The sequence below is a fragment of the Lysinibacillus sp. CTST325 genome (assembly GCF_054665055.1).
In genome coordinates this window covers 70503-85712 of sequence record NZ_BAAFHO010000016.1, presented here as the reverse complement: position 1 = coordinate 85712, position 15210 = coordinate 70503, and the positions used below count along the sequence as shown (strand labels likewise).

18 protein-coding genes are annotated in these 15210 nt (G+C 39.0%); 5 read left to right on the top strand and 13 right to left on the bottom strand.

Annotated elements, in window-relative coordinates; genetic code table 11:
• From ACYQ73_RS24240 to mnhG, 3 genes are read left to right on the top strand one after another with little or no spacing between them, the layout of a single operon-like run.
• Complete coding sequence (locus tag ACYQ73_RS24240) at nucleotides 1-480, top strand: Na+/H+ antiporter subunit E (RefSeq protein WP_460014790.1); 480 nt, start codon at nucleotides 1-3, stop codon at nucleotides 478-480.
• Nucleotides 477-758, top strand: a complete 282-nt coding sequence (locus tag ACYQ73_RS24235) for a Na(+)/H(+) antiporter subunit F1 (RefSeq protein WP_460014789.1) — start codon at nucleotides 477-479, stop codon at nucleotides 756-758. The genes ACYQ73_RS24240 and ACYQ73_RS24235 overlap by 4 nt, the downstream gene beginning before the upstream one ends.
• A complete protein-coding gene (gene mnhG, locus ACYQ73_RS24230; RefSeq protein ID WP_460014788.1) occupies nucleotides 742-1110 on the top strand; it encodes a monovalent cation/H(+) antiporter subunit G in 369 nt (122 codons plus the stop codon). The genes ACYQ73_RS24235 and mnhG overlap by 17 nt, the downstream gene beginning before the upstream one ends.
• Nucleotides 1111-1157: 47 nt before the next feature.
• On the opposite strand, the gene ACYQ73_RS24225 is transcribed toward mnhG, so the two are convergent.
• Entirely contained in the window at nucleotides 1158-1628 is a 471-nt protein-coding gene (locus ACYQ73_RS24225; protein WP_460014787.1) for a GNAT family N-acetyltransferase, read from the bottom strand.
• Between the two features lie 214 nt (nucleotides 1629-1842).
• Here ACYQ73_RS24225 and ACYQ73_RS24220 point away from each other — a divergent pair, with 214 nt between their 5' ends.
• Nucleotides 1843-2010, top strand: coding sequence for a hypothetical protein (locus tag ACYQ73_RS24220; RefSeq protein WP_460014786.1), 168 nt, complete (start codon nucleotides 1843-1845; stop codon nucleotides 2008-2010).
• A gap of 142 nt (nucleotides 2011-2152) precedes the next feature.
• Here the strand turns inward: ACYQ73_RS24220 and cysC are convergent, their stop codons facing one another.
• From cysC to ACYQ73_RS24165, 11 genes are all read right to left on the bottom strand, one after another.
• Nucleotides 2153-2749 carry an adenylyl-sulfate kinase gene (gene cysC / locus ACYQ73_RS24215; protein WP_460014785.1) on the bottom strand — a complete coding sequence of 199 codons (597 nt, stop codon included), beginning with the start codon at nucleotides 2747-2749 and terminating at the stop codon, nucleotides 2153-2155.
• Nucleotides 2746-3885: a sulfate adenylyltransferase gene (sat, locus tag ACYQ73_RS24210; protein WP_460014784.1), complete on the bottom strand. Its 1140-nt coding sequence runs from the start codon at nucleotides 3883-3885 to the stop codon at nucleotides 2746-2748. Before sat ends, cysC begins: the two co-directional genes overlap by 4 nt.
• 433 nt (nucleotides 3886-4318) lie before the next feature.
• Nucleotides 4319-5383 carry an inorganic phosphate transporter gene (locus tag ACYQ73_RS24205; protein ID WP_460014783.1) on the bottom strand — a complete coding sequence of 355 codons (1065 nt, stop codon included), beginning with the start codon at nucleotides 5381-5383 and terminating at the stop codon, nucleotides 4319-4321.
• Nucleotides 5384-5395: 12 nt separating this feature from the next.
• Entirely contained in the window at nucleotides 5396-6097 is a 702-nt protein-coding gene (locus tag ACYQ73_RS24200) for a phosphoadenylyl-sulfate reductase (RefSeq protein WP_460014782.1), read from the bottom strand.
• Between the two features lie 550 nt (nucleotides 6098-6647).
• Complete coding sequence (cysI, locus tag ACYQ73_RS24195) at nucleotides 6648-8369, bottom strand: assimilatory sulfite reductase (NADPH) hemoprotein subunit (protein WP_460014781.1); 1722 nt, start codon at nucleotides 8367-8369, stop codon at nucleotides 6648-6650.
• Between the two features lie 76 nt (nucleotides 8370-8445).
• Nucleotides 8446-10233, bottom strand: a complete 1788-nt coding sequence (locus ACYQ73_RS24190; protein ID WP_460014815.1) for an assimilatory sulfite reductase (NADPH) flavoprotein subunit — start codon at nucleotides 10231-10233, stop codon at nucleotides 8446-8448.
• Nucleotides 10234-10296: 63 nt separating this feature from the next.
• The gene (locus ACYQ73_RS24185) at nucleotides 10297-10446 is read right to left on the bottom strand and encodes a YezD family protein (protein ID WP_370042262.1); all 150 of its coding nucleotides are present in this window, start codon (nucleotides 10444-10446) and stop codon (nucleotides 10297-10299) included.
• On the bottom strand, nucleotides 10446-11183 hold the full coding sequence (locus ACYQ73_RS24180) for a sirohydrochlorin chelatase (RefSeq protein ID WP_460014780.1): 738 nt from the start codon (nucleotides 11181-11183) through the stop codon (nucleotides 10446-10448). The genes ACYQ73_RS24185 and ACYQ73_RS24180 overlap by 1 nt, the downstream gene beginning before the upstream one ends.
• A gap of 12 nt (nucleotides 11184-11195) precedes the next feature.
• A complete protein-coding gene (gene cobA, locus ACYQ73_RS24175) occupies nucleotides 11196-11972 on the bottom strand; it encodes a uroporphyrinogen-III C-methyltransferase (protein WP_460014779.1) in 777 nt (258 codons plus the stop codon).
• Nucleotides 11973-12242: 270 nt separating this feature from the next.
• Complete coding sequence (locus ACYQ73_RS24170; RefSeq protein WP_460014778.1) at nucleotides 12243-12470, bottom strand: hypothetical protein; 228 nt, start codon at nucleotides 12468-12470, stop codon at nucleotides 12243-12245.
• A 68-nt stretch (nucleotides 12471-12538) separates the two neighbouring features.
• The gene (locus ACYQ73_RS24165; protein WP_460014777.1) at nucleotides 12539-14047 is read right to left on the bottom strand and encodes a leucyl aminopeptidase; all 1509 of its coding nucleotides are present in this window, start codon (nucleotides 14045-14047) and stop codon (nucleotides 12539-12541) included.
• A 114-nt stretch (nucleotides 14048-14161) separates the two neighbouring features.
• Between ACYQ73_RS24165 and ACYQ73_RS24160 the strand changes: the two genes are divergently transcribed.
• Nucleotides 14162-14644 (top strand): divergent PAP2 family protein, encoded by a 483-nt coding sequence (locus ACYQ73_RS24160; RefSeq protein WP_460014776.1) that lies wholly within the window; start codon nucleotides 14162-14164, stop codon nucleotides 14642-14644.
• A gap of 192 nt (nucleotides 14645-14836) precedes the next feature.
• On the opposite strand, the gene ACYQ73_RS24155 is transcribed toward ACYQ73_RS24160, so the two are convergent.
• Complete coding sequence (locus tag ACYQ73_RS24155; RefSeq protein WP_460014775.1) at nucleotides 14837-15166, bottom strand: YuiB family protein; 330 nt, start codon at nucleotides 15164-15166, stop codon at nucleotides 14837-14839.
• Between the last annotated feature and the right edge of the window lie 44 nt (nucleotides 15167-15210).

The following is a 15210-nucleotide window of genomic DNA, read 5'->3' as shown; positions in this document are numbered from 1 at the left end:
ATGGCATTTCAAATTATTTTAAATGTTGTACTTGCCTTCGTTTGGATGTTCCTTTCTTCTAATTACACAGCAACAGGCTTTATCATTGGGTTTATTCTCGGTATTATATTGCTCATTATTATGCGTAGATTTTTTGCTACCCGTCTTTACGTCTACCGCATATGGGCAATCATTAAGTTGACGTTACTCTTTTTAAAGGAGTTAGTGTTAGCGAATGTACAAGTTCTTCGAGTGGTCTTAAAGCCTAAGTTGGATATGCAGCCTGCATTCTTTGCCTATCCGACTGTTTTAACACAAGAATGGGAAATTACTTTATTATCAAGTCTTATTACGTTAACACCTGGTACAGTAGTAGTCCACGTATCAGATGATGCAAAAACTTTGTATGTACACGCTATTGATATGAGTGATGTCGATGAAGCGATTACAGCAATTCGAGATTCATTTGAGAAAGCGATTTTGGAGGTGAGTAAATCATGACAACATTTATTATTACTTCGATTGTAGTGATTTGCTTATCAATGATTGCAGTCATTTATCGAATGGTGAAAGGACCTTCTGCATCCGATCGTGTAGTAGCATTGGATTCATTAGGTGTATCAGTAATTTCGCTTATTGGACTGTTTTCAGTACTGGTTGAAACAAGCTTCTTCCTGGAGATTATATTATTGTTAGCGATTTTATCGTTTATCGGTACTGTTGCTTTCTCTAAATTCATAGAGAAAGGAGATATCATTAAACGTGACAATTCTCGCTAATAGTTTAGTTATCTTTTTCATTTCTGTAGGGGTGCTATTTATAGTCGTGACAGCCATTGGTCTTGTCCGTTTACCTGATTTGTACACACGTGCGCACGCTGCTTCGAAAAGTGCAACGCTCGGTGTCATGTGCGTACTCATTGGCGTATTCTTTCACTTTTGGCTGATTGAAGATCACTTTAATCCCCGCATTTTACTAGGTATACTGTTCCTGTTTATCACAGGTCCTGTTGGAGGGCATATTATGACTCGCTCCTCATACATCGCTGGCGTAAAACCTTGGAAAGGCACAGTACACGACGAGCTGGGACCTGAAATTGATCGGATGAAAAAAGAACAAGGCATTAAATAACTTTTCAAAAATAGTGGGCCAATGAATAAACTTCATTGGCCACTTTTTTAATTATTTGATAGCATAAAAAATTCCTTCTCTAAACCAATGCCTTCCCAAAAGTTTAGTGCTAAGTCATTTTCTAAATCTACATAAACATTTACTACAGTAGTATCATGTTCGTCATTAAACCAATTCACTAAATCATCTACTAGACGTTTAGCAACCTTCTGTCTTCTATATACTGGCACTACATAAACCTCGTCTATTTGACCATAGTTCATATCGTAAATAAAATCCTTTTTGATCGAAGCCATTCCAAAACCAATCATTTTATTATTTTCATCAGTTGCTATATAAATGGCCCCATATTTTGATTGAATATATTGTTCTAGTTGTTCTTGAATCCCCTTCCTTTCACTCTCCCCTAATTCACAATCTGCAGTTTCTATGGCATTTTCATTCCATAGTTCCAATATTTCATTTAATAATTTCTGGTTTACAACATCCTCAGTTAATAGTTGAATATGTATGCTCATTTCTTTCATCTCCTATAACGTTTGATGATTTAATCATCTCACAACACATGGAATCATTCTATAATAAATAGGTAAATTTTCCAATAAATTATACCTCGGCATAATTGCGTCCGGAATCTGCTTTATGCTTAGGCCTGCAAATGTTTTTTGTGCGAAAGCGCAGCGGCAGCAACAGATGTTTTTTGCGCGAAAGCGAAACGGCAGCAACGTGTTTTTGTCTGTGCGAAAACGAAGCGACAGCAAAAGGGTTTTATCTGCGCGAAAGCGAAGCGGCAGCGGCGACAGCACCGAAGTTGGTCACTCAGTCATTGCCACAGGACGTGGCGTTCTTAGACTGAGTTCCTCTATTTCAACGGATGTTTGTACACCTGCTGAAAAGTAACTTAAACCCGCATTCGTCTCACCGCCTTTAGAGATGGGAGATTACTGTACCTGCGCTACGCTTTCGGTACAATAAACATTCGCTGAAAGAAGTTAAAAAAATCTGCTCATCATAAGTAAGCAGATTCTTTAAGAAAACAGATTTAGTATATATATCCTTTTGAAGTTAATATGTCTGTGAGCTGTTCTACGCATTCTTCGATAGAATGGCGTTCTGTGTCTAAAATAATTTCTGGATTTCCCGGTTCTTCATAGGGAGCACTAATCCCAGTAAAGTTTGGAATTTCCGCATTGCGTGCTTTTTTATAAAGCCCCTTCGGATCACGCTTTTCACACGTTTCAACAGAACACTTCACATAAACCTCTATAAATTCCCCTGTTTCCACAAGCTCACGGACAACTTGACGATCTTCTCGAAAAGGTGAAATAAAAGCAGTTAGAACAATTTGTCCATTTTCCACAAAAAGCTTAGATACCTCTCCAATACGTCTGATATTTTCCTTTCGACCTGCTTCATCAAATCCTAAATCCTTATTTAAGCCATGGCGAACATTATCACCATCTAAGACAAATGCTTGATTGCCTCGTTCAAAGAGTCGGCGCGCAAAGGCATTCGCCACAGAAGATTTTCCTGATGCTGATAAACCAGTGAACCATAAAATAAAGCTTTGATGCTTGTTTTGAGTACGTCGTTCCTCTTTCGTAATGGACGCTTCATGCCAAACGATGTTTGAACTCACTTTAAAACCTCCTTACGCATCCCTTTAATTAGTACATCTACAACCTCTTTACGGCTAAATGTACTTGGAGGTACTTCGCCATTACGTAACATTTCACGAACCTTAGTACCCGATAAAATGACATGTGCTGAGCTATCATGTGAACAAGTTTTCGTCGTTGCCATTCCTTCACATATGTTGCAATAGAAGCTATGCTCAAATTTTAATGGAACAATTCCTAATTCATCTTCCGTAAATTGTTCAAAGATTTTTTGTGCATCGTATGTGCCATAGTAATCGCCAACACCTGCATGGTCACGCCCAACGATAAAGTGCGTACAGCCATAATTTTTTCGTACAAGTGCATGGAAAATAGCTTCCTTTGGTCCTGCATAACGCATTGCAGCTGGAAATACACCTAATTGCACGCGATTTTCAGGATAATAATTTTGTAGTAAAACTTCGTAACTTTCCATGCGAATTGCGGCTGAAACATCGTCTGACTTCGTTTCCCCAATTAGCGGATTTAAAAATAAACCATCAATTGTTTCAAGTGCAGCCTTTTGAATATATTCATGTGCTCGATGCACAGGATTCCGTGTTTGGAAGCCAACAATTGTTTTCCAACCCTTTTCAGCAAAAAGCTTTCGTGTTTCAAGCGGATCGAATGAATAGGCAGGAAACTTTTGCTCTAGACGTTTTACTAATGTAATTTTTCCGCCCACATAAATATTTGGACGTTCATGCAACTTTTTAACACCTGGATGCTGTAAATCCTCCGTGCCGTATATTAACAATGCCTCATTCCGTTTATTTGGCTCATAAATATCGGCAACTTCAATAACACCATAAACAGCATCACCGTATACTAGTTTTGCCTCATCACCAGGCTGCAATGCTGCCGCTACCTCCTTTGCTACAGGTAATGTAATCGGAATACTCCATACCACGCCTGACGCTAAACGTGTATGTTCAACAACTGATTCATAATCTTCCTGTGTTAAAAAACCTTCAATTGGACTGTAACCACCGATAGCAATTAACTCTAGATCACTAAGTGCAATGGCATCAAGCTCAATAACTTTATTTATATGCGTTACATCCTTCTCCGGATAAAAAGCTTGCACTAATTGTCCACCATGTGGTTGTAAACTCATCAAAATCTCCTCCTAGTTTTATTGAATTACTCAGTTTTATATTTAATCAAGCGTGTTGATTGGCCATTTTTATCCACTATAATTAATTAAAAGGCTCTTATTTCCGCTACGGGCTACTCGCTTTCATGTGGGCGAGCGTCGAGCCGCTTCCTCCGCTTCCTCCGCTTCGCTACGTGCAGGGTCTCGCCTGTCGAGCTTTCCCACAGGAGTCGAGTAGCCCTAAGCTACAATCAGTTAAAATGGACATATATTACTAAAATATCAGCAAAAAATTATTTTATTAGCCCATAATAACTCTATATTTTCCTAATCAACACGCCTAATATTTAAGTTTATTTACATTGATTTTCACCTTAGGCAAATCGAGGCTTCTTCGATTAATTCCTTCTTTATAGAAATGATCGGCCAGTTGATCCAAAAGTAATTCGGGTATTTAAATTCCTTCACCCGCATCGTATATTGAGCGCTCTTCTTCACGCATTGTCCGCATTAAGCTAATGACACCAAGCGTTCCAACAATAATACTGCCAATTAATACAATGGTATAGAAATCTTTCTCTAAGAATAGCTGAACTAAAAAATAGGAGATGGCTAAAGAAAGGATTGGTGAAACAATCCAAATACGGATTATTTTTTTCACAATATGCTTATGAAAAATTTGTTTCCCGTTTTTGGCCATCCCCATTCCGATAATCGAAGAGGATGTTACTTGTGTTAATGGCACGGGAAGCCCAAAGATAGAGCTTATACCGACTAGGAGTGCACCTGTACTCGATATTAGTATCCCTTCTGCTTTCTCAAAGCGCATAATTTTTTTCCCGTTTGTTTCAAGCACTCGTTTTCCAAGTAGCATTGCGCCAAGCGCCACAAATGCCCCACCAAGCAATATCCCTGTTGTTACACTCATCATTCCTGCACCAACGAGAGGTCCAACTGCATTTGCTACGTTATTCATCCCTGCTGAAAAGGCTTCGAAAAATCCAGCGAACACAAGGAGGATCGTTAATATTGCATGATCTTTTAACAAGCCCTTAACACGTAATTTATACAGCCACTTCCCAAAGACAAATGCAATGACAAATGCCACAATTGGCACTATTACCCAAAACGATATGATGACAAGCAATGATTTAATATATAACACTTTGTAGGCAATCCCCACACCTACAACTGCTCCTACTGTCACTTCACTTGTTGATAATGGGATGCCTAAAAGATTGGCGAGAAATAGTGAGCTTGTCGCAGAAATCAAAATAATAATGACAATCTTTACTGTAATGTACTCCTTTGGCATTATGCCGGAGCTAATTGTTTTTACTACCTCTCCACCACCAAGAACTGCCCCCAAAAAAACACCTACTGAGCAAATGAGCAATGCTTGCCAAGCTTTTTTTATGGCACCTGCTCCGTAAGCAACTCCCATTGAGGCTGCCGCTCCACTAGCACCTATATTCATCGCAAAAAATAAACTAATCGCTATTGCTACATATTCAAGCATGGCAAAACTCCTTTACTCATGTAATCCACACTCTGTTTTACCAGACCCCTGCCATCTACCTGAACGCAAATCATCCATTGTAAATGCCGGTTTTGTACAGTGCTCGCACCCGACGCTTGGATAGCCTTTATCATGTAATGGATTGTACGGCAAATCATGCTTTGAGACATAACGCCAGACATCCTTCCATGTCCAATGAATGAGTGGACAAATTTTAATAGACTGAAATTTATCGTCACAATTGATAAAGTTCGTATTTTGTCGGGTTGGTGATTGTTCACGTCGTAAGCCTGATATCCAAGCCTTTGCGCCCGCTAACGCTTCATGTAACGGCACAATCTTGCGAATTTCGCAACATTTATTTGGATTAGATTTCCATAATTCATCACCGAATTCAGTTGCTTGTTGTTCGAGTGTAAGTGCTGGTTTTTGCATAATAATGTTCAGCTGCGGATATTTTTCTTTTACTTTATCAATCGTTTCATATGTTTCCTTAAAATGAACATCTGTATCTAAAAAGATAATCGTAGCATTAGGCTTCACCTTTGAAATAAGGTCAATCAAGACCATTCCCTCAATCCCAAAGCTACATGCATAGACGATATCCTCACCATATTCAGCATAACTCCACTGTAAAACCTCTAGTGCAGCCTTATACGTTTCGTCTACCTGAAAATTCAATGTTGGCTCATGCCAAGTTGCATATGTTAGCATATAATCCCCCTCATAACGAAAAAGAGGCGTTCTAACGAAAGACATATATATACATGTCTTTGTTAAAACGCCTCTAGTTTGACTAGCCAGCTTATTATTTAATGATTGTTCACTGGTATTGGCTACCCCGTTCTACAATCATTTTTTCTTATTACCCAATATATACTAAAGTACACCAAGTAGTCAACTAGGTTTTTTGTAAAAATTCATTACAATGAGTCCAAATTTTTTATTCCGGTCAAAAGCAATATTTTTAATTCCTTGTTGACTAATAGGAAAAAATGTATAACTAAGCTTTGAACCCAGCAAAATGTCTTTTTTGAGAAAGTGAAGCGTCAGCAACAATGTTTTATCTGTGCGAAAGCGAAGCGACAGTAACAGTGTAAAATCGCATCACTGTAATAAGTCTATTGCGTTCGATTATAATGAGTGGCCTGGAACGGAAATCCCCCTCTTTAAAGCCCCGAGCATTCACAAATATTATCTTGATCATTTTGTTTTTCAACACTATAAGCCATGTAGCATAGACATTTGCTACATGGCTATTATTTTATTTATGATGAAAATCTCGTCCGTCGTACACGGCTGTTACATAACCCGCACGAATAACAAAATCACCGAAATGCTCGCCCTCTAGACGTTCCTTCGCATAGCGAAGAAGGATTGGACGAAGCTCCGCTAATATCTCTTCTTCATCTATATTTTCACGATAAATTTTATTGAGACGATTACCAGTAAAGCTTGCTCCTAAATACATATTATATTTCCCTGGACCTTTACCGATAAATCCAATCTCAGCCATTGCTGCGCGAGAGCAACCATTCGGACAGCCTGACATGCGAATAACGATTTCAGTATCGTTTAAGCCTGCTTCATCGATGATTGTTTCAATTTTTGTAATAAGGGAAGGCAGGTAACGCTCTGCTTCTGCCATGGCTAAACCACATGTTGGTAACGATACGCAAGCAATCGAATTACGACGCAATGCAGAATAGTGTGCACCATCTGTAAGCTTGTATTGCTCAATAATAGCAGCGATTTTTTTCTTCTTTTGCGGCGATACATTACTAATCATTAGATTTTGGTTTGGCGTTAAGCGGAAATCACCCGTATGCACCTTCGCAATTTCTCGTAATCCTGTGAGTAGCTCATAATTTTCAAAGTCCTTAATACGACCATTTTGAATAAATAATGTATAATGCCATTGGCCTTCTGTACCTTTAATCCAGCCAAACTCATCACCTGTACGATTAAAGGTAAATGAACGAGCCTCTTGAATATCCCAGCCTAGACGACGTGTTAGTTCTTCGTTAAACCATTCAAGTCCTCTTGCATCAATTGTATATTTAAAACGTGCATTTTTACGAACCGAACGATTCCCATAATCACGCTGAATGGTAATAATTTTCTCCGCTGTTTCCAGTAGTTTATCAGGTGTGATAAAACCTATTATGCGAGCAAGCTGTGGGTATGTTTCATGATCGCCATGCGTCATGCCCATCCCTCCGCCAACTGCGACGTTAAAGCCTATTAACTTATCCTCCTCAACAATTGCAATTAACCCTATATCCTGTGAGAATACGTCCACATCATTACTTGGCGGAATAGCAATACCAATTTTAAATTTACGTGGCAAATATTGCGCACCGTATATAGGTTCAATTTCTTCATCTTGAGTGTCAACTACCTTTTCACCATCTAGCCATAGTTCATGGTAAGCTCTTGTTCTAGGTAGTAAATGCTCACTTAATTTGGCAGACCAATTATAGATTTCCTCATGTAATGCGGATTGATTAGGATTCACATTACACATGACATTACGATTGACATCTCCGCAGGCTGCAAGAGAATCTAATAACACCTCATTAATTTCCTGCATATATTTTTTGACGTTCCATTTTAAAATACCGTGCACTTGGAATGCCTGACGTGTCGTTAATTTTAAGGAGCCGTTACCATACTTTCTCGCCATTTCATCCATTACAAGCCATTGTGCTGAAGTAGCTGCTCCGCCCGGTGTACGTACACGCACCATAAATTGATAGGCAGGCTCGAGCTTTTGACGCTGGCGTTCATTACGAAGATCGCGGTCGTCTTGTAAATAACTACCATGGAACTTCATTAGACGATTATCATCCTCTGGAATACCTGAGCTTAATGGATTGTTCATCGTACGCTCCAATGTTCCGCGTAGATAATTACTGTCGCTTTTAATACGTTCTACATCACTAGGCTTCCCTGGTTGTGGAGGTAGAATAATTTTTCCTGTCATTTGTTATCGCTCCTTTAATCAATTATGCCTCGGCATAAATGTAGCTGTCGCCACATAAGACATTTGCCGAAAGAAGTTAATAAACGTCACGTTGATAGCGTTTCTGCTGTTTTAGCTCTTGGACAAAGGCTTTAGCTTCCTCTGGCGTTTTTTGTCCCTGTTGTTCAATAACGCGAAATATTGTTGCATCAACATCAGCAGCCATCGATTTTTCATCGCCACAGACATAAATGACAGCTCCTTGCTCTAGCCATTCATAAAAGGCCGCAGCATTTTCCTCAATTTTATGTTGAACATATATTTTTCTATCTGTATCACGTGAAAAGGCGACATGCATTTGACTGAGCGTGCCTGAAGCAAGCCAACGCTGCCAATCCGTTTGATAAAGGAAGTCTGTGACAAAATGTTGATCACCCAAAATTAGCCACGCTTTTCCTTCGACGCCTAATTCCTCACGCTCCTCCAAAAATGCACGATACGGGGCTACCCCTGTGCCAGCACCAATCATAATAATCGGTGTGTCCTCATGCTCTGGTAATCTAAAGTTCGGATTTTTATGAACATATATCGGTAGTGTATCTCCAATTTGAATACGTTCCGCCACACTTCCGGAGCAAACACCAAGACGTTGTCGTCCATTCGTCTCATAGCTTACTTTCCCAATTGTTAAATGTACTTCTTCACTATTTCCCTTTTGACTACTAGCAATGGAATATAGACGTGCTGGGATTTTACGTAGTAAATCTACAAATTGCTGCGCATCCCATATAAATGGTGCAAAGTCTTGCACAACGTCAAGTAAATCTCTTCCTTTTGCATAGTCCTTCCAGGAATTAGAGTCTTCAAGTAACTTTTTAAATTGCTCATGGACCGTATAGGCACCAATTTTTTGTAACAACGGCTTTGACAGCACTGTAATTTCTAATTTTTTTTGTAATGCATCCTTTAATGGTAGCGTTTCTTCGAAGACGGTTACATCCGTTTGTGGATCAAACTGTAACGCTGCGATTAAAGCATCTACTAGCTTTGCATCATTATCTGGTTGAATACCGATACTATCTCCTGGTTCAAAGTGGAAACTTGCACCTTCGATGGATAATTCAACATGGCGTGTTTCTTTGTTTGATCCGCGGCCGTTTAAATTAATGTTTTCAAGTACTTCTGCATAAAACGGATTTTTACGAGAATATGTAGTATCTCCTTGTGCCGTCTGATTTTGTGTAGTCGATGTAGCAGCTATATCGGTTTGTTGCAACAACTCCTGCTGAACAGCAGAAAACCATTGTGCCGCCGTGTCATCATAATCTACATCACAATCTGTGCGAGGGACGATTGTAGTTGCCCCTAATTTTGCAAACTGCTTATCAAAGTCCTTTCCTGTTTTACAGAAAAACTCATAAGAACTATCTCCCAAGGCTAACACAGAATAATGAAGACGCTCTAACTTAGGAGCACGCTTACTATGCAAAAAATCGTAGAACTGTATCGCTTGATCAGGCGGATCCCCTTCCCCATGCGTGCTAACAATGAGTAAAAGATTCGTTACCTTTTTTAAATTATTTGGTTTAAACGTTGCTAGCGATGAAATGGTTACGTCGACATCATTATTTTTCAAGGCTGAGGCATATTTTTCAGCTAACCCCTGGCTATTGCCTGTTTGTGAACCATATAAAATCGTCACTGTCTTGGTGCTTGCTTTTACTATCGGCGTTGCTTTTTCGACAACAGAATCAATAGTTGCTAGTGGTGCACTTAAATAGCCGCTTAACCACACCCTCTGTTCTCCTGTCAGTTTAGGAAGCAGCTCATTTAACAGCTTTACCTGCTCCTCATTAAATGGACTATTCACTACTTGCAGTTTCAATCTTGCCACCTCACGTATTCGTATCATTTTCTACTCTTGATAATTTGTCTGACAAAAACGTTATTATCGAAGTCGGATTTTTTCCTTCTTTTCAATTTGGACCACATAGGAATTTTGCACAATCAATGTAATTGATCCGTGGTTCACAGTATTTAAAATTTGGCGAACATTATCTAATGCTAGATTTACATTTTCAGTTCTTTTATCTATCATTACAAAACACCTTCCTCGGTAAATTTTAACAATCGATAAATACGTTCCACTAAAACTTTCCTTACATTGTCGTCATAGCCTAAACTTTCACATAAAATAATGTTCTTATTCTCATAATCTTGTAATCGTTTTGTTATACGTTGACGCAAAATCCCAGTAAACAACAGATACGGCACTATAAATACTTGATTGTCCTTATTTTCTTGTTGTAACCACTCTTCAAACGTAGGACCCATTCCATATAAAAAGCATGTGTCTACAGCTTTATAAGCATATTTGTCACGTAATCTAGTTGCAATTTTATCTAAATCACTCTTTATTGCAGGATCACTACTCCCACGACCTATAAGTAAAACACTTGCATCGTTAGTAGGGCACCTTGCTTCTAAAATTCTAGTCTGTAATGTATCAATTAATAATTCATGGACACCAAGTGGTTCACCGTAAGTAAATCGCACTTGTGGATGCTGTTTTTTTGCTTGATCAATCTCTTTTGGAATATCATGCTTTGCATGCTGAGCGGCAAGCAATAAAATAGGCACGATTGCTATAGCTGTAGCCCCTTGGTTAATACAGCTTGCTATACCTTCAGCAATTGTCGGCGTCGCGAGTTCTAAAAAACTAATTTCTTGAATCGGTATATCAATCTCCTGTTGTACACTCTTTAGAAAGGTTACGGCTTGCTCTACTCCTGCCTTTACTCTACTTCCATGAGCGATATATAAAATAGCTTGCATACCCCCACATCCTTACACAGAAATTTCTGTTAACTGTGGCTGTGGAATGTTTTGCTCGAACCATTGAATTGTTTCCCTCAAAGTTACAACTTTCCCTACTACAATTACGCTTGGATTTTGAATATTTTCTCGCTGCACTAGTTCTTCAATATTAGCTAAAGTACCTGTGACTGTTTTTTGTTGAGAAAATGTACCCCAATGTATGAGCGCTATTGGTGTTTCTAGGTCACGCCCGTACTTAAGTAGCTGCTGACGGATATAGGGAAGGTTACCAACCCCCATATAAATAGCAATCGTATCAATCCCTTTTGCAAGACTTTCCCATTGGATGGCATCATCCTTGCCCTCTCTCATATGCCCAGTAACCACTGCAAAACTTGAGCTTAAGTCACGATGTGTAACAGGAATCCCTGCATAGGCAGGAGCTGCTATCCCTGAAGTAATGCCAGGCACAATTTCAAATGGAATATTATGCTGAGCTAGCACCTCTGCTTCCTCAGCCCCCCTTCCAAACACGAAGGGGTCGCCTCCCTTTAATCTCGTTACAATCAATCCTTGCTGTGCATAGCTGACAAGTGATTGATTAATTTGCTCTTGAATCATGGCGTGCTGCTGAGGTAGCTTACCGCAAAAGATGAGCTTAGCCTCTTGTTTAGCATAGGATAGTAGTGTCTTATTAATGAGTCTGTCATACAGAATGACATCTGCACATTCGATACACCGCAATCCTTTTACTGTGATAAGATCCACATCGCCAGGACCAGCACCCACTATAAAAACTTTTCCCATTCGATTTCACTCCCTCTCGTCAGATAGAAAAAAAAGACTCAAATTATCCATAGGCAGAGCAATGTCTGTGAATAATAAGAGCCTCTAGTTTGCTAGTCAGCTACGTATTTAATTCTTAGTAATATAATAAGAATAATAAATAATGTAGTATATTCTGTCAACACTTTATTTAATGCCTAGAATATGATATATATTTTATTTACTAAATTAAAGAAAAAACCAGGTGTCACTTGCTGACATCTGGTTTTTTTGAGATCTATCTTATTTGAATTAAAATCTACGAGGACCTCTAAATGGTGGACCCGGTCTGAAAAATGGTGGACCCGGTCTGAAAAACGGTGGTCTGAAAAATGGCGGTCCGAAAAACGGTGGTCCGAAAAACGGTGGTCCGAAAAATGGCGGCCCGAAAAATGGCGGCCCGAAAAACGGTGGGAATGGTCGGAAAAACGGCCCACCTACTGGCATAAAGCCTCCTGGAAAACCTCCGAAGAATGTCATAAGCTTCCTCCCTTTTTTTACTCTATCATATGTAGGAGGATGCATTTATCACATGTCTATTGCCTATTCTATTTATCTTCTCCTAAACGTTGCACAAAATTTGCTAGTGTACGTACCATTACACCTGTACCACCTTTTGGACCAAGGTCATGTACAGCCATCGCATCTGATGTTCCTGCTATATCTAAGTGAATCCATGGTGTGTCACCAACGAACTCCCCAACGAAGCCTCCACCAAAGATCATATGTCCATCACGACCTGGAGAATTATTTAAATCAGCGACGTCTGATTTACGAATTCGTTTTTTATCATTTTCTGTTAAAGGCATGCGCCACACAAACTCATCAGTCTCCTGTGCAGCTTCCATGAAAGCAGCAAACAATTCATCGTCATTAGAAATGGCACCTGTTTTATCCATACCAAGTGCTGTAATTACTCCACCTGTTAACGTTGCAACATCAATCAGAGAAGTAGCTCCTTGTTGTTTAGCATATGTAGTAGCGTCTGCTAATACTAAACGTCCTTCTGCATCGGTATTTAAAACTTCTACCGTTTTACCGCTATATGTCGTAATGACATCATCTGGCTTAAATGCTGTGTCAGATACCATGTTATCGGTAGAACCAATAACTGCAATGACATTTTTATTTGGACGTAATTCACCGATGATTTTCATGGCACCTAGCACTGCAGCCGCACCGCCCATATCGCCCTTCATGCCTACCATTGCATCTTTTGGCTTTAATGAGTAGCCACCTGTATCATACATAACCCCTTTGCCGACAAGGCCAATTGGATCGTCAAAGTCTACAGTCGCTTTATATTTTAATGTTATTAAACGAGGTTCTTCATGGGAGCCTTGATTGACGCATAAAATACCACCCATACCAAGCTCCTCTATTTGTGCTTTATCTAAAATTTCCACTTCAAAATCGTACTCGACTGCAAGGGACTCTGCGTAATTGGCTAAGTCTGTCGCTGTTAGTAAGTTTGGTGGTAAATTAATTAAGCTACGTGCTTCATTTACTGCATTTGCATAAATAGCACCAACCTCAAAGCCTGCCACCACTTCATCTAAATCATTAGCAGTAGTCACAAGGTGAACAGCATCAATACGTTTCTCTACTTCATTTGATGTTGTTTTGTAATGAGGAATTGAATAATAACCCAGTCCTGTTCCTTCACCAACTAAAAAGGCAACATCTGTTACAGTAATCGACTCTGTCGTAAACGACTCAAGCCAAATAGAATATTCTTTAACCTTTAAGGCTCTTAGTTCCTTGCCAAGCAAACCAAATGCTGCACGAACATCACCTTCTGTTAAGTTTTTTCGCTCATCTAAACCAACAAATAAAATGCGTTTAAGATTTGCGTGGCTCTTCAAAAATGGCAATTTCGTTATTTGTTTTAGCTCAGTAGATACATCCCCTGCACTAATCCACGCATCCAGGGATTCTCCATAAAACGATGAAAAGCTTGCCCAATCCTGCATTTGCTCACGATGTTTAGTAACTCCTACTACTAACACTTCAGTAGAAATCGTTTCAAATGATTTTGCTTCTTTTACAATATGCATGTTAAATTCCTCCATTCACTATTCTATTATACCTAAGTTTCAGAAAACGCGTAATATTTGGCTTTTAGAAAATAATGAATGTTATAATAAAAGCAATTATAAGTGAAGGTTGTGATGATTATGAGTTTACTTCAAAATACCCCTTTACTCGTTGCCCTTTTTGCAGTTCTCTTTGCACAGTTTGTAAAAATCCCTATTCATTTTTTTATGACAGGAAAGATTAACTGGGGATTATTTACTTCCACCGGAGGAATGCCTAGCTCCCACTCCGCTTCCGTAACAGGACTAACAACCTCTATTGCCTATGAAACAGGATTAGATTCCCCAATTTTCGCCGTAGCCGCTATGTTTTCATTTATCGTCATGTATGATGCGAGTGGAGTACGTTTTCAAGCAGGTCAGCATGCAGCTGTATTAAATCAACTGCGTAAAGACTTTCAAACATTGCTTCATGATTTAAAAAAATGGCCACAAATGGATGGGCAAGAAAAAATGGAAGAGCTAAAAACATTGCTAGGCCATAAACGGAGCGAGGTATTTTTCGGGGCATTAACTGGCGTTTTTATCGCCATCATCACATACCAGTTTATTTTGTGAAAACAGACAAATCCTCAAATTGAGGCTGTGTTTTTTATTTATCGGAAACTTTTCACGTTTTATCGGAAACTTTTGTGATTTTATCGGAATCTTTTCTAGATTTATCGGAAACATTCAAAAAAAATCAGCAGGTGTTTGAACATCTGTACCTGTCGCTACGCTTTCGGTACAAAAGACACCTGCTGAAATAAGTTAAAACATTCGATAACCACTTTTACGCAAATAAATCATGACAATTCCCGCAACAATTGAACCGGCAAAGCCACCAGATAAGATTGAAATATCTACAAACTGCAGTGCTTGCAACTTATCTAAAAGTGCTGGAAATGCGGAACCTGGCTTGAAAATATAATCTAAAAAGCTTACATCATCGACAATAAAGATAACAACAATTGGATACACTATTGCCATTAACCAAGTCATTCGTAGAAGCATATTCAATAAAAATCCAATACCAAAGAACATGACGAAAAATAACAAAATCGAAATAATTAACTGTACTAATGAAACTGGACCATCCATGTATGTATAACCTCCATTTTCCTCTCATTAGTTTACATGATTAC

Coding starts and splice junctions, on each gene's coding strand:
- ACYQ73_RS24165 (WP_460014777.1), bottom strand. CDS start 14,047: ATGCATATTGTAAAAGAAGCAAAATCATTTGAAACGATTTCTACTGAA.
- cobA (WP_460014779.1), bottom strand. CDS start 11,972: ATGGGAAAAGTTTTTATAGTGGGTGCTGGTCCTGGCGATGTGGATCTT.
- ACYQ73_RS24205 (WP_460014783.1), bottom strand. CDS start 5,383: ATGCTTGAATATGTAGCAATAGCGATTAGTTTATTTTTTGCGATGAAT.
- ACYQ73_RS24225 (WP_460014787.1), bottom strand. CDS start 1,628: ATGAGCATACATATTCAACTATTAACTGAGGATGTTGTAAACCAGAAA.
- sat (WP_460014784.1), bottom strand. CDS start 3,885: ATGAGTTTACAACCACATGGTGGACAATTAGTGCAAGCTTTTTATCCG.
- ACYQ73_RS24200 (WP_460014782.1), bottom strand. CDS start 6,097: ATGCTAACATATGCAACTTGGCATGAGCCAACATTGAATTTTCAGGTA.
- ACYQ73_RS24180 (WP_460014780.1), bottom strand. CDS start 11,183: ATGCAAGCTATTTTATATATCGCTCATGGAAGTAGAGTAAAGGCAGGA.
- ACYQ73_RS24235 (WP_460014789.1), top strand. CDS start 477: ATGACAACATTTATTATTACTTCGATTGTAGTGATTTGCTTATCAATG.
- ACYQ73_RS24155 (WP_460014775.1), bottom strand. CDS start 15,166: ATGGATGGTCCAGTTTCATTAGTACAGTTAATTATTTCGATTTTGTTA.
- cysI (WP_460014781.1), bottom strand. CDS start 8,369: ATGACAGGAAAAATTATTCTACCTCCACAACCAGGGAAGCCTAGTGAT.
- ACYQ73_RS24170 (WP_460014778.1), bottom strand. CDS start 12,470: ATGACATTCTTCGGAGGTTTTCCAGGAGGCTTTATGCCAGTAGGTGGG.
- ACYQ73_RS24185 (WP_370042262.1), bottom strand. CDS start 10,446: ATGATAGATAAAAGAACTGAAAATGTAAATCTAGCATTAGATAATGTT.
- ACYQ73_RS24160 (WP_460014776.1), top strand. CDS start 14,162: ATGATTATGAGTTTACTTCAAAATACCCCTTTACTCGTTGCCCTTTTT.
- ACYQ73_RS24240 (WP_460014790.1), top strand. CDS start 1: ATGGCATTTCAAATTATTTTAAATGTTGTACTTGCCTTCGTTTGGATG.